Genomic DNA, 13071 nt, shown 5'->3' with positions numbered 1-13071 from the left:
GTGGCGACGTGCGATGACGATCCGACAGATGTGAGTGCAGCCATGAGTTCAGACCCCAACGCACCGCGTACGCTCGCCGAGAAGGTGTGGGACGACCACGTCGTGGTCCGCGGCGAGAAGGACGCCGACGGGAATAGCAATCCCGACCTGATCTACATCGATCTCCATCTCGTCCACGAGGTGACCAGCCCGCAGGCGTTCGAAGGTCTGCGCATGGCCGGACGGCCGGTGCGTCGGCCCGATCTGACGATCGCGACGGAAGACCACAACGTCCCGACCGTCGACATCTTCAAGCCGATCGCCGACGAGGTGTCGCGCACCCAGGTGGACACCCTGCGCCACAACTGCGCAGAGTTCGGTATCCGCCTGCACCCGATGGGTGATGCCGAGCAGGGCATCGTGCACGTGATGGGGCCGCAGCTCGGGCTGACCCAGCCCGGCACGACGGTCGTGTGCGGCGACAGCCACACCTCGACCCACGGGGCCTTCGGTGCGTTGGCGATGGGGATCGGCACCTCCGAGGTCGAGCATGTGCTGGCCACGCAGACGCTTTCGCTGCGGCCGTTCAAGACGATGGCGATCACGGTCGACGGCGAACTGCCGCCCGGCGTCACGAGCAAGGACCTCATTCTGGCCGTCATCGCCAAGATCGGCACCGGCGGCGGGCAGGGCCACGTGCTCGAATACCGCGGCCCCGCGATCGAGAAGCTGTCGATGGAGTCCCGAATGACCATCTGCAACATGTCGATCGAGGCGGGCGCCCGCGCCGGGATGATCGCCCCGGATCAGGTGACCTATGACTTCCTGAAGGGTCGTCCGCACGCGCCGAAGGGTGCGGACTGGGATGCGGCGGTCGCCTACTGGGACAGCCTCCGCACCGATCCCGGAGCGGAATTCGATGCCGAGGTGCACATCGACGCGAGTGAGCTGACGCCCTTCGTCACGTGGGGTACCAACCCCGGGCAGGGCGCCCCGCTCGGTGCACGGGTGCCCGATCCCGACGAGATCACCGACGAGACCAAGGCGACCGCCGCGCGGCGGGCGCTGGAGTACATGGATCTCGAACCCGGCACCCCGCTGCGGGATGTCAAGGTCGACACCGTCTTCGTCGGTTCGTGCACCAACGGTCGCATCGAGGATCTGCGGGCCGTCGCCGACATCCTCAAGGGCCGCAAGATCGCCGACGGCATGCGCATGCTCGTCGTGCCGGGATCGATGCGGGTGCGCGCGCAGGCCGAGGAGGAGGGGCTCGGCGAGATCTTCGTCGCGGCCGGTGCCGAATGGCGTCAGGCGGGATGTTCGATGTGCCTCGGCATGAATCCCGATCAACTCTCGCCGGGGGAGCGGTGCGCGTCGACCTCGAACCGCAACTTCGAAGGGCGGCAGGGCAAGGGTGGTCGTACGCACCTGGTATCGCCGGCCGTCGCGGCCGCCACCGCCGTGCGCGGCACCCTGTCCGCACCGGCCGATCTCGACTGACCGCCGACCGCGACCAACCCACCTTCACCGGCCACACCGACGAAACGGACCGAAGAACATGGAACCCTTCATCACTCACACCGGAATCGGTGTCCCGCTGCGTCGCAGCAACGTCGACACCGACCAGATCATCCCCGCGGTCTACCTCAAGCGTGTGACCCGAACCGGCTTCGAGGACGGCCTTTTCGCCGGCTGGCGCGCCGATCCGGACTTCATCCTCAACAACGAGCCGTGGAGCCGGGGCTCGGTCCTGGTGACCGGTCCCGACTTCGGCACCGGATCGTCGCGCGAGCACGCGGTCTGGGCTCTCATGGATTTCGGTTTCCGGGTCGTCCTCTCGTCCCGGTTCGCCGATATCTTCCGCGGCAATGCGGGCAAGGCGGGAATGGTCGCCGCCCAGGTCGAACAGTCCGACATCGAATTGCTCTGGAAGCGTCTCGAGGAGCAGCCGGGTCTGGAACTGACCGTCAGCCTTGCCGATCGCACGGTAACCGCTGCAGACCTTGTGGTGCCGTTGGCAATTGACGACTACACCCGGTGGCGGCTGATGGAGGGTCTCGACGACATCGGGCTCACGTTACGGCAGGTAGAGGCCATTTCCGAGTTCGAGAACTCGCGCCCGGCCTTCAAGCCGGCGACCCTGGAAGGCTGATCGGCGGCCTCCGCAAGACCGCCGTGGCACCCCTTCGTCGGAGTTCGATTCCTCCTTCCGATTTCGCAACATCGTCGGCTAATTGGCGTGGAAGATGGACGTTTTCGAATTGGACGTTTACGGTGTGGAGTTAGCTGGCCATACCGATGGGTCAGATCAGCTTGCGGAGGTATCCATGAACAAGGCAGAGCTCATTGATGAGCTGACCAAAAAGCTCGATGCGGATCGCAAGACTGCGACTGCCGCCGTCGAGCTCATCGTCGACACGATCGTTCGTGCCGTCAACAAGGGTGAGAGTGTCACCATCACCGGCTTCGGTGTCTTCGAGAAGCGCCGGCGCGCTCCGCGCGTGGCCCGCAACCCGCGCACCGGCGAGACCGTGAAGGTGCGTGCCACTTCGGTTCCCGCCTTCCGGCCGGGCGCACAGTTCAAGGCTGTCGTGGCCGGCAAACAGAAGCTGGCCGCGACCGGGCCCGCCGTGAAGCGGGGTAGCGCGGCCGCCGCGCCGGCGAAGAAGACCGCCGCCAAGAAGACGGCGGCGAAGAAGGCGGCTCCCGCGAAGAAGGCCGCCACCAAGACGGCGGCCAAGAAGGCGGCTCCCGCGAAGAAGGCCGCCACCAAGACGGCGGCGAAGAAGGCGGCTCCCGCGAAGAAGGCCGCCACCAAGGCGCCGGCGAAGAAGGCGGCTCCCGCGAAGAAGACCGCGGCCAAGAAGGCCCCGGCCAAGAAGACCGCGGCCAAGAAGACCGCGGCCAAGAAGACCACTCGCCGCTAGGCTTCTCGGCGACGTTTGTCAGATCAGCCCTCGACGCCTTCCCACGTCGGGGGCTGATTCGTCTGCGAGGTGAGCACCACTCAGGAGCCGATGCGGTCGTCGTGGGGCAGGGGGCTGTCGATGTGGTCGGCCGCGAGGAGTCGGCCCTCGAGGGTCGAGAGCACCCAGACGCTGCCCTTGCGGTTCCGCTTCGGGGGAAGCGTGACACCGTCGAGTTCGGACCACCATTCCATCAGCGGCGGGATGACCTTGCCCTGGCTGCACACCGCGTGAATCGCCGACGAGTCCTTGGCGATGTCGAGCATCCGAGCGTGCGCGGCTTCGGGTGCGGCGCTGTAGGACTCCTCCGACAGGGACGGCTCCGTCTCGACTTCTACTCCCAGGGTCGCGGCCAGCGGTTCCAGGGTCTGCACGCATCGTAGCCGGTCGGCGGCGTGCAAACGCTGTGCCCCGAAGACCTCTAACAGCCTGTCGAGTTCCTGCGCCTGTCGACGGCCGAGCGCGTCGAGCGGTCGGAACCGGTCGTCGCCCTTGTACCGGGACCGTTGGCCGGCGCGGGCGTGGCGAACCAGCAGCAGGGTGTGTAGGTCGATCGGTAGCCTGCGGAGTTCGTCCAGGATGCTGCGGTCCTCGTGGTAGCTCAATTGTTCTGCGGCGCTGCCGATTTCGAACCAGCGGAGTTCATCGACCTCCCGGTTGGGGACGAATTCGCCACCGAGGTCGCGCGCCGACCAGTACCGGACCCGTTTGCGATTGCCGTTGGGTATCGTGTACGCGACATCGCGGAGATGGCGGCCCAGGCGCACCTGATGCCCGGTCTCCTCGCAGATCTCGCGCACCGCGGTGGTGAGCAGGGTCTCGTGGTCTTCGGCCTTGCCCTTCGGCAGCGTCCAGTCGTCGTAGCGAGGACGATGTACGAGTCCGATCTCGATCCGCCCGTCGGGAGCCGGGCGCCACAGCACACCCCCGGCCGCCCACACCATCTTCGTCGTCTTGGCCATTGCTGTGATTCTAGGCAGGAACGCGATCCGGATGTGCGGTCAGCTACCCGAATCCAGACGTCGGCGACGACGCCGGATCATCTGGCGCTGGTGGTCGCGCACCTCCTCGCCGGCCGCGGGCGAGGCCACCCAACTCCCGTCGGATTGCAGCACCCAGCAGCGGGTCCGCGGATCGAGGGCCGAGGCGAACATGTCGCCGAGTTCGTCGGTGAGGCGTTCGTCGCGCACCTGCACCATCACCTCCACCCGCCGGTCGAGATTGCGATGCATCATGTCGGCGCTGCCGATCCAGTATTCGTTCTGGGAGCCGAAGAACAGGATCCGCGAATGCTCGAGGAACTGCCCGAGGATCGACCGCACCACGATGTTGTCGCTCACGCCAGGCATCCCGGGGCGCAGGGCGCAGATACCGCGGACGACGATCTCGACCGGCACCCCGTTCTGCGAGGCCCGGTAGAGTGCGTCGATCACTTGTTCGTCGACGAGCGCGTTGGCCTTCAGCTGGATTCGCGCGGCCGGGTCGCCCTGTCGGAAACGCTCTATCTCGCCGTGGATCCGCTCGATGATGCCGGAGCGAATACCGTGCGGCGCGACGAGGATGTTGCGGTAGCCCTTCTTCCGGGAGTAACCGGTCAGGGTGTTGAACAGGTCGGTCAGGTCCGCGCCGATGTCCGGTGCCGCGGTGAACAGGCCCACGTCCTCGTAGAGCCGGGCGGTCTTCGGGTTGTAGTTGCCGGTACCGATGTGGCAGTAGCGGCGAATCTGTGATCCTTCGCGGCGGACGACGAGGCAGGTCTTGCAGTGGGTCTTGAGGCCGACCAGCCCGTAGACAACGTGCACACCGGCCTGTTCGAGTTGCCTGGCCCACTTGATGTTCGCTTGTTCGTCGAAGCGGGCCTTGATCTCGACGAGAGCGACGACCTGTTTGCCGGCCTCGGCGGCGTCGATGAGGGCGTTGACGATCGGTGAGTCACCGGAGGTGCGATAGAGGGTCTGTTTGATCGCGAGGACCTGCGGATCGGCGGCCGCCTGCTCGATGAAGCGTTGGACGCTCGTGGAGAACGAATCGTAGGGGTGATGCACGAGGACGTCGCCTTCGCGCAACGTCGAGAACACGCTCTTGGGTGTCTCACGCTCACCGAAGGCCGGATGGGTCGCCGGGACGAACGGACGGTCCTTGAGGTGGGGGCGGTCGAGACCGTTGACCTCGAACAGACACGACAGGTCGAGCAGTCCGGGCACCTGGATCACGTCGGCGGGATTGACATCGAGTTCGCGTAGCAGAAGTTCGAGCATGTGCTCGGTCATGTCGTCGGCCACCTCGAGCCGGACCGGAGATCCGAACCGGCGGCGGGCCAACTCACGCTCGAGCGCCTGCAAGAGGTCCTCGTCGCGGTCCTCCTCGACCTCGAAGTCGGCGTTGCGGGTGATCCGGAACGCGTGGTGCTCAACGATTTCCATACCGGGGAACAGGTGCTCCAGGTTCGCCGCGATCAGCGTCTCCAGTGGCAGGAACAGAGCCTTGTGGCCCGCCTCCTTCGACGACTCGTTGGCCGGGATGAGCTTGTCGACCCGAACGAACCGGGCGACATTGTCGGGCACCTTCACACGCGCGAAGTGTTCGCCCCCCTCGGAGGCGTCCTTGACCGTGACCGCGAGATTGAGGCTGAGACCGCTGATATAGGGGAACGGATGCGCCGGGTCGACGGCGAGCGGGGTGAGGACCGGGAACACGTCCTCGTGGAAGTATTCGACGAGTCGCGACTTCTGCGCCTCGCTCAGGTCCGACCACGCGACGACATGAATGTCGTTCTCCGCCAGCGCCGGGAGGACCGAGTCGAGGAACACCCGGGCGTGACGGTCGGCGATCGTCTGCGTCCGGCCCGCGATACGCAGCAGCTGTTCGCGCGGCGACAGACCGTCGGCCGATCGCACCGACAGGCCGGTCTCGTCGCGGCGCTTGAGCCCCGCCACACGCACCATGAAGAACTCGTCGAGGTTGGACGCGAAGATCGCCAGGAATTTCGCGCGTTCGAGCAGCGGCATCGAGGTGTCCTCGGCCAATGCCAGCACGCGAGAATTGAAGTCGAGCCAGCTCAGTTCCCGGTTGAGGTAACGGTCGTCGGGCAGATCGGCCGACTCGTCGGGGTGCAGAGTCGCGGCCGGGGGAGCACCCGGGATCGATGAGGCCGTCTGGGTGGCGAGTTCGTCTGCTGGGCTCACCCGACAATCATGACGCATCTGGGCGTGGCAGTGTGCGTTTGCCCTGCCTCCGGCCGGCGCTCAGCACTGGCCCCGGCATGCGGCGGCCGCCGCGCGCTGATCGGCCGGTGACCTCCGGCCCAGGGCGCCGGCCGTGTATCGGCCGAGACCCAGCGCTGCGGCGGCGTCGAGGTCGGCCGCGGTGTCCACGTCGGTGCGGAGATCGGGCCATCGCACCCGGCCAGGATCCAGTTCGACCGCACCGGCGCCGCGATGCGCGGCTGCGGAATCCGCACCGAACCGCGGAGGATCGGAGACCGCGGTGTCACGGACCAGGATCGTGGTGCCGGTGCCGTCGCGGTCGGTCAGCACCGCCTCGCGATGGCCGCGGGCCGCCGAGACCAGCGAACGCAGGCTGGCGGCGGTCGCGGCCGGCAGATCCGCCTGGATCATCATCACCATGCGGGCCGCCGGCCAATGGCCGCGGACGGCCGCCGCGGCCTGGGAAAAGGCGTGATTGAGTAGTTGTGACGCCTCGACGCCGGCGGGTCCCGACGCCTCCCGGAGCCCGCGTGCACCCGCCGCTCGTGCCGCGAGGAGGACGTCGTCGTCGGGGGAGACCACCAGCACGTGACCGATGCCGGCGGCGGTGACCGCCTCGAGGGTGTCGCGCATCATCGCCAGAACCAGTGCCCGGTGCATGTCGGTCGGTTCCGACGCGCGGCTCGCCGCGAGCCGCGACTTGGCGTCGTCGAGGTGCTTCACCGCCATGACCGCGGCGACGTCGGCGAACCCGGGTTCGTCGACGACATCGCCGGGGCCCGGAGATGCGAGGTCCTCCCGCGAGGTCGAGTCCATGGACTCCATGATGCCCATCGGTCCGGGCGTGCGGCGAACCCGGGCGGCGTGAGGTGGCGGTCGCCGACGATGATTCGTCACCGGCTGAAGATGCACGCATTAGGGTTGGGTGTCGGAGTCGAGTGGTGAAGGAGCGATCGTGCGCGTTGTGGTGATGGGGGCCGGAACCTGGGGTACCGCGACGGCGAAGGTGCTCGTCGACGCGGGGAATGAGGACGTGACGATCTGGGCTCGTCGACCCGAGCTGGCGAAGGTCATCAACACCGAGCACGTCAACGTCGACTACCTCGAGGGCATCGCGCTGCCCGAGACGTTGCGGGCCACGAGTTCGGTCCCCGAGGCGCTCGCCGACGCCGAGGTGGTGGTGTGTGCGGTGCCCTCGCAGTCGTTGCGCGCGAATCTCACCTCATGGACTCCGCACCTCGGTCGCGACACCACCTTCGTATCGTTGGCGAAGGGTGTCGAGACGGGCACGTTGCTGCGGATGAGTGAGGTCATCGCCGAGGTGTCCGGGGCACCCGCCGACCGGGTCGCGGTGCTGTCGGGCCCGAATCTCGCGCGCGAGATCGCCGAGGAACAGCCGGCGGCGACGGTGATCGCCTGCGTCGACGAGCACCGCGCCGCGGAACTACAGCGGGCGTTCAAGACCGACTACTTCCGTCCCTACACCAACACCGATGTCATCGGCACCGAGCTCGGCGGTGCCGTGAAGAATGTCATCGCCCTCGCCTGCGGAATGGCCACCGGGGTCGGCTACGGACAGAACACCCTGGCGACCATCATCACGCGCGGGCTCGCGGAGACGATCCGGATGGCCGGGGCGCTCGGCGCGCAGCTCGAGACGCTCGCCGGTCTGGCCGGGATCGGTGACCTGGTGGCCACCTGTTCGTCGCCGCTGTCGCGCAACCGGACGTTCGGCGCGCGGCTCGGGCAGGGCGCAACGATGGCCGAGGCGCAGGAGGCAACGCACGGACAGGTCGCCGAGGGGGTGAAGTCATGCGCGTCGGTACGGTCACTCGCGGTGAAACACGGTGTCGAGATGCCGCTGACGGACGCCGTGTATCAGGTCTGTCACGCCGGCCTCTCGGTCGGTGACGCGGTGAGCGCACTGTTGGGGCGCAGCATCAAACCCGAAGTCTACGAGTGACGCCTGCGCGGTCTCACCCGAAGTCGAGTGGACCGCGGGGAAGGGTTCGTTCGATGACCGCGGACACGTCGGTGATGGGTCCGTTGCCGGCGTTGACGGGAATCCACATCGCCACGTACGGGCGGTGATCGACGCAGACATAGGCCTGACCCCTGCCGTCGACGGTGTCGGTGATGAACCACTGCACCGGATTGACGACCTGGAGGCTGCTCGTCGGCGACAACTCCGTCGGCCGTGTGACACCGCAACGCAACATCACCGGGTCGCCGCCGTCGTCGGAGGCCCATCGCACGGTGGTGCCGTCGACCTGCTTGTCGCCGTAGCCGTCGAAGGTCTCCGGCACAGCCGCGATCATCCTCGCGCACTCCGCCGATGCGGAGGGCTCGACCGCATACGATTCGATCGGGGTCGTGGCATCGGGCCGCAGCGCCGCGTACGTGATGAAGCCGACGAGCACCATCACGGGCACGGCGACAAGGGTGGCCACGAGCGCAGGACTCAGCCGCGGGCCCGGTCCGGGCCCGGAAGCACGGTCATCGGACGGGCCTGCGGCGGATTGCTGCGTGTCGTCGTCGGTCACGCCCACAGAGTAGTGACCGGTCCGGCGGTGACCGCGTCAGCGGGTGTTCTGCACCACCGGGCAGGTCAGCGTACGGGTGATGCCGTCCACCTTCTGGATCTGCGGGACGACGTCCTCGGACAGATGTGTCACATCGGCCGCATCCACGCGGACGATAACGTCGTAGGGACCGCTGACCTCTTCGGACGAGGCGACACCGGAGATCTCCGCAATGGTTGCCGCGGCCAACGCGGCACGTCCGACCTCGGTCTGGATCAGTATGTATGCCTGAACCACGCCCATCCTCTCGTCTGCGCACGACCACCACGGCGCAACAAGCGCGGCGTGCGGACCGAACGCCACCGGGGTCGGCCAGTCCGGCCCCGGCGAACCAATACACTGTCGCCATATTGTCGCTGACAACCCCGTCCCAGCGCGACTCAGAGCGATCGAGGAGATGTCGTGTCCGTGCAAGGCGTGGGGGATCCGGTCGACCGGTCGCGCACGGTCCGCGAGGTCGGGGAGCGGCGGCTCATCGGCGAACTGACCCGTGCCGCGGCCGGTGCCGGGACCTCCGACGGCGGCTCGGCACCCGACATCGTCATCGGCTCGGGGGACGACGCGGCGGTCATCGACACCGCCGGTCCGACGGTGATCAGCACCGACACCGCCGTGCAGGGACGGCACTTCCGCTTCGACTGGTCGGATGCGCGGACCGTGGGTGCCCGGGCGGTGATCCAGGCGTCCGCCGACATCGCGGCGATGGGGGCGCGCACGACCGGCATCGTCGTCTCCATCGCATGCCCCTCGTCGACCACCGTCGGCACGGTCCTCGAACTCAACGCGGGCATCGTCGAGGCCACCCACGGGATCGGTGCCCGCGTGCTCGGCGGTGACCTCGTGGCCGCAGACCAGGTCGTGCTGGGTGTCACCGCCGTCGGCGCGCTCGACGGCGGCGACCCGATCGTGGTGGGCGGGGCCCGGCCAGGCGACGTCCTCGCCGTGACCGGACACGCGCTCGGTTCGAGCGCGGCCGGCCTGGCGCTGCTCATCGACGCGCAGGCCCGCGGCACCGACGACCTGCTCCGCGCGCACCCGGGTCCGCTCGCCGCATATCGGCTGCCGGCACCCGACCTGGGACAGGGACCGATCGCCGCGCGGGCCGGCGCACACGCGATGACCGACATCTCCGACGGACTGGTGGAGGAGTTGATCACCATGGCGACCGCTTCGGGGGTGCGACTGGAGGTGCGTGCCGACCACGTGCCGGCCGGACCCGGCGTGGCGGCCGCGGCGGCGGCACTCGGCGTCGACCCCCGCTCCTGGGTGCTTGCCGGTGGTGAGGACCACGAACTGCTCGCGGCCTTCCCCGCCGGTGCGGTCCCGGCCGAGTGGACGGCGATCGGACACGTTGCCGCCGGGTCGGGGGTCTGGATCGATGGTCATCCGATCGGCGAACTCCACGGCTGGGGGTCGTTCGACTCCTGACGACCCGCGCCGGACGCCGTGTGTTTGGATTTGGGGCATGGCAATCCATGCGCTCGGTGAGTGCGAACCCACGATCGCCGACGACGTCGACATCCACCGCGACCAGTTGCGGCGGATCGGATGACCCCGCGACCGCTCGCGGAGCTGATCGACCCGGGATGGGCGCGGGCGCTGGCGCCGGTCGAGCCGGTGATCACGTCGATGGGTGAGTTCCTCCGTGCGGAGAACGCCGCCGGACGCGGCTACCTCCCGGCGGGCCGCAACGTTCTACGGGCGTTCACGCAGCCCTTCGACGACGTGCGGGTGCTCATCGTCGGTCAGGATCCCTACCCGACGCCCGGGCATGCGGTGGGCCTGAGTTTCTCGGTGGCGCCCGACGTCTCACCGATCCCTCGGTCTCTGGCCAACATCTACCGCGAGTACTGCGAGGACCTCGGCTATCCGAGGCCCGCCAACGGCGACCTCACCCCGTGGGCGAGATCGGGGGTGCTGTTGCTCAATCGGGTTCTGACCGTCTGTCCGGGACAGCCCGCGTCGCATCGCGGCAAAGGGTGGGAACAGGTCACCGAGTGCGCCATCAAGGCCCTCGTGGCCCGCGAGGGCGAACCGTTCGTGGCGATCCTGTGGGGACGTGACGCGTCCGGACTCAAACAGTGGTTGCCCGACGTCCCGGTGATCGAATCGGCGCATCCGTCACCACTGTCGGCCGGCCGCGGTTTCTTCGGGTCACGGCCGTTCACCCGTGCCAACGAGGCACTCGACGAACTCGGTGCCGATCCGGTGGACTGGCGTCTCCCGGACTGAGAAATCAGTTCGACCGGGCGGCGCCGAAGTCGGGTTTGCGTTTGCCGACGAACGCGTCGACACCCTCGATGCCCTCGGGCGACGCGGACAGTTGCGAGATCGACCGGGCCTCGGCGATCAGGTGCTCCGCCAGCGACGTCGTCGGCGACTGGGCCAGCAGCGCGCGGGTCGCGGCATCGGCCGCCCACGGGCCGCTCGCGATCTTCTGTGCGGCGGCCCGTGCCGCGGAGTCCACCTCGTCGTCGGCGACGAGCTCGGAGAGGATGCCCCAGTCCAGAGCCTGTTCGGCGCCGATGACCTGGTTGGTCAGGATGATGTGGCGTGCGCGGGCCTGACCGACGGCGCGGGGCAGAGTCCAGGTCAGACCGCCGTCGGGGGACAGGCCGATCCCGCGGTACGCAGGGCGCATCTGGGTCGATGATCCGCCGATGGCGATGTCCGCATGCAGCACGAGACTCATGCCGGCGCCCGCCGCCCATCCCTTGACCGCCGCCACGACCGGCTTGTTCGCCTCGTGGAGGGCGTTGACGAAATCGTGGAAATCGTCGGCGAGACCGCGGAGATAGGTGGGCCGATGCTCGGCCGACTCGAAGGCGCGGACATTGCCGCCCGCGCAGAAGTTGGCGCCGGTACTGACGAGCAGGATCGCACCGATCCGGCGTTCACCGCGAGCCACCTCGCGCAGCGCGGCCGCGGCCTCGATGACTGCGTCGTCGGCGAGGGAATTGCCGCCGGCCGGCGTGGAGACGGTGACGGTCAAGACGCCGTCGTCCTCGGAGACGAAGGGGGTGGTCGGTTCGGTCGCAGGCTGTGCGGTCATGGTCGGAGACTCTAGCCGGAACGCACAAAGACCCGACGCCCGGGGCGAGCGAACGCTCGGCCGTGGGTCGGGCTCGGTGGATGAAGAGCTGGATCCGGGCGGGCGAGGGCACGCCCGTCGACGATCAGACGCTGGCGGTCTTACCGGCCTTCAGGCATGAGGTGCACACGTTCTTCCGCTTGCGGTTCCCCGGCGCGACCTCGACGCGCACCGACTGAATGTTCGGGTTCCACCGGCGGTTCGTGCGCCGGTGCGAGTGCGAAACCGACTTGCCGAAGCCCGGTCCCTTGCCGCAGATGTCGCAAACGGCAGCCATCGTCGAACTCCCTTGGTTTGATGAATGTGGTCGTGTTCTACCTGATCGAGGTCCGCGATCGGCGCGCAGCGTCGTCGGGTCCGGCAAAAAGGCAACCCTGCAAGGATAGCGGGAGGTGCCCACACCGACCAAATCCGTGTCGTTGAGCGTACACACCGGGGTGTGCGGCGTGGTGCTCTGGCGACGGCGCTGTCCGTCCGCACGGGTAACCTCGGACCCATTGATCTCCGGTGGTGCAACGGTGAAGGGGCTTCATGGAGTCGGTGTTCGACGGTGGACTCGCCCGGACGATGAACCCGCAGCTGCTGCGGGACTGGGCGCACGCCGCGGCCGAGGGGCTGGCGTCGCTGCGCGGTGAGATCAACGACCTGAACGTCTTCCCGATCCCGGATTCCGACACCGGTAGCAACATGCTGTTCACCATGACCGCGGCCGCGGAGGCCGCCGACCGGGTCGCGCCGGAGACGGGCGTCGCCGGTGTCGCACGGGCGATGGCCGACGCCGCGGTGGCCGCCGCCCACGGTAACTCCGGGATCATCCTCGCGCAGGTACTCGTGGGGCTCTCCGATGCCGCCGAACTGATCACCACCGACGAATCGCAGCTCACCTTCAACCAGTTGTGGGCCGCGGGACTGCGCCTCGGCTCGCTCGCCGCGGTGCGCGCGGTGAGCGAACCGCGGGAGGGAACGGTGCTGACCGTGGTCCGCGTCGGCGCCGAGACCGCGGCGGCCAATGTGCACGCGTCGGCCGGTGATCTGGCGCGCGCGGTCGCCGACGAATGCGCCGACGCCCTCGAAAAGACACCCGAACAACTTCCCGAACTCGCGAACGCCGGTGTCGTCGACGCCGGCGGCCGTGGGTTCTTGGTACTCGCCGACGCGATGGTCGCGGTGCTCACCGGAGTCGCGCAGCGCCGTCGTCGGTACAAGGGCATTCTTACCGGCGGTGGCGAGCCGGGGCATCAGGACAA

14 protein-coding genes are annotated in these 13071 nt (G+C 68.2%); 7 read left to right on the top strand and 7 right to left on the bottom strand.

Features of this window, described 5'->3' with window-relative positions; genetic code table 11:
- The first annotated feature begins 42 nt into the window (after positions 1-42).
- From leuC to GORHZ_RS21630, 3 genes are all read left to right on the top strand, one after another.
- Positions 43-1479, top strand: a complete 1437-nt coding sequence (leuC, locus tag GORHZ_RS21640) for a 3-isopropylmalate dehydratase large subunit (protein ID WP_006336867.1) — start codon at positions 43-45, stop codon at positions 1477-1479.
- A 58-nt stretch (positions 1480-1537) separates the two neighbouring features.
- Positions 1538-2131 carry a 3-isopropylmalate dehydratase small subunit gene (leuD, locus tag GORHZ_RS21635; protein ID WP_006336866.1) on the top strand — a complete coding sequence of 198 codons (594 nt, stop codon included), beginning with the start codon at positions 1538-1540 and terminating at the stop codon, positions 2129-2131.
- A gap of 175 nt (positions 2132-2306) precedes the next feature.
- A complete protein-coding gene (locus GORHZ_RS21630; protein ID WP_006336865.1) occupies positions 2307-2906 on the top strand; it encodes an HU family DNA-binding protein in 600 nt (199 codons plus the stop codon).
- Between the two features lie 80 nt (positions 2907-2986).
- On the opposite strand, the gene GORHZ_RS21625 is transcribed toward GORHZ_RS21630, so the two are convergent.
- Genes GORHZ_RS21625 through cofC form a run of 3 tightly spaced genes read right to left on the bottom strand, consistent with a single transcriptional unit; the run spans position 2987 to position 6967 of the window.
- Positions 2987-3907: an NUDIX hydrolase gene (locus GORHZ_RS21625; protein ID WP_006336864.1), complete on the bottom strand. Its 921-nt coding sequence runs from the start codon at positions 3905-3907 to the stop codon at positions 2987-2989.
- 39 nt (positions 3908-3946) lie between these two features.
- Positions 3947-6130, bottom strand: a complete 2184-nt coding sequence (locus GORHZ_RS21620) for an RNA degradosome polyphosphate kinase (RefSeq protein WP_006336863.1) — start codon at positions 6128-6130, stop codon at positions 3947-3949.
- A gap of 60 nt (positions 6131-6190) precedes the next feature.
- Positions 6191-6967, bottom strand: a complete 777-nt coding sequence (cofC, locus tag GORHZ_RS21615) for a 2-phospho-L-lactate guanylyltransferase (RefSeq protein ID WP_157205306.1) — start codon at positions 6965-6967, stop codon at positions 6191-6193.
- 139 nt (positions 6968-7106) lie between these two features.
- Here cofC and GORHZ_RS21610 point away from each other — a divergent pair, with 139 nt between their 5' ends.
- Positions 7107-8114: an NAD(P)H-dependent glycerol-3-phosphate dehydrogenase gene (locus GORHZ_RS21610; protein ID WP_006336861.1), complete on the top strand. Its 1008-nt coding sequence runs from the start codon at positions 7107-7109 to the stop codon at positions 8112-8114.
- Positions 8115-8127: 13 nt separating this feature from the next.
- Here GORHZ_RS21610 and GORHZ_RS21605 read toward each other — a convergent pair whose 3' ends face one another.
- The gene (locus tag GORHZ_RS21605; protein WP_006336860.1) at positions 8128-8700 is read right to left on the bottom strand and encodes a DUF3515 domain-containing protein; all 573 of its coding nucleotides are present in this window, start codon (positions 8698-8700) and stop codon (positions 8128-8130) included.
- Between the two features lie 30 nt (positions 8701-8730).
- Entirely contained in the window at positions 8731-8976 is a 246-nt protein-coding gene (locus GORHZ_RS21600; protein WP_006336859.1) for an Lrp/AsnC ligand binding domain-containing protein, read from the bottom strand.
- 159 nt (positions 8977-9135) lie between these two features.
- Between GORHZ_RS21600 and thiL the strand changes: the two genes are divergently transcribed.
- Together thiL and GORHZ_RS21590 are read left to right on the top strand one after the other, a co-directional pair.
- On the top strand, positions 9136-10161 hold the full coding sequence (gene thiL, locus GORHZ_RS21595; RefSeq protein ID WP_006336858.1) for a thiamine-phosphate kinase: 1026 nt from the start codon (positions 9136-9138) through the stop codon (positions 10159-10161).
- 120 nt (positions 10162-10281) lie between these two features.
- Complete coding sequence (locus GORHZ_RS21590) at positions 10282-10965, top strand: uracil-DNA glycosylase (protein ID WP_006336857.1); 684 nt, start codon at positions 10282-10284, stop codon at positions 10963-10965.
- A gap of 4 nt (positions 10966-10969) precedes the next feature.
- On the opposite strand, the gene GORHZ_RS21585 is transcribed toward GORHZ_RS21590, so the two are convergent.
- A complete protein-coding gene (locus GORHZ_RS21585; protein ID WP_006336856.1) occupies positions 10970-11785 on the bottom strand; it encodes an enoyl-CoA hydratase/isomerase family protein in 816 nt (271 codons plus the stop codon).
- 124 nt (positions 11786-11909) lie between these two features.
- Complete coding sequence (rpmB, locus tag GORHZ_RS30275; protein WP_006336855.1) at positions 11910-12101, bottom strand: 50S ribosomal protein L28; 192 nt, start codon at positions 12099-12101, stop codon at positions 11910-11912.
- Between the two features lie 254 nt (positions 12102-12355).
- Between rpmB and GORHZ_RS21580 the strand changes: the two genes are divergently transcribed.
- A partial coding sequence (locus tag GORHZ_RS21580) for a DAK2 domain-containing protein (protein WP_006336844.1) occupies positions 12356-13071 on the top strand: 716 nt, incomplete at its 3' end.

Source organism: Gordonia rhizosphera NBRC 16068, from assembly GCF_000298195.1.
In the GTDB taxonomy this organism is placed as follows: domain Bacteria; phylum Actinomycetota; class Actinomycetes; order Mycobacteriales; family Mycobacteriaceae; genus Gordonia; species Gordonia rhizosphera.
Note: the sequence above shows the minus strand (reverse complement) of the source record. Positions and strands in the feature narration are given on the sequence as shown.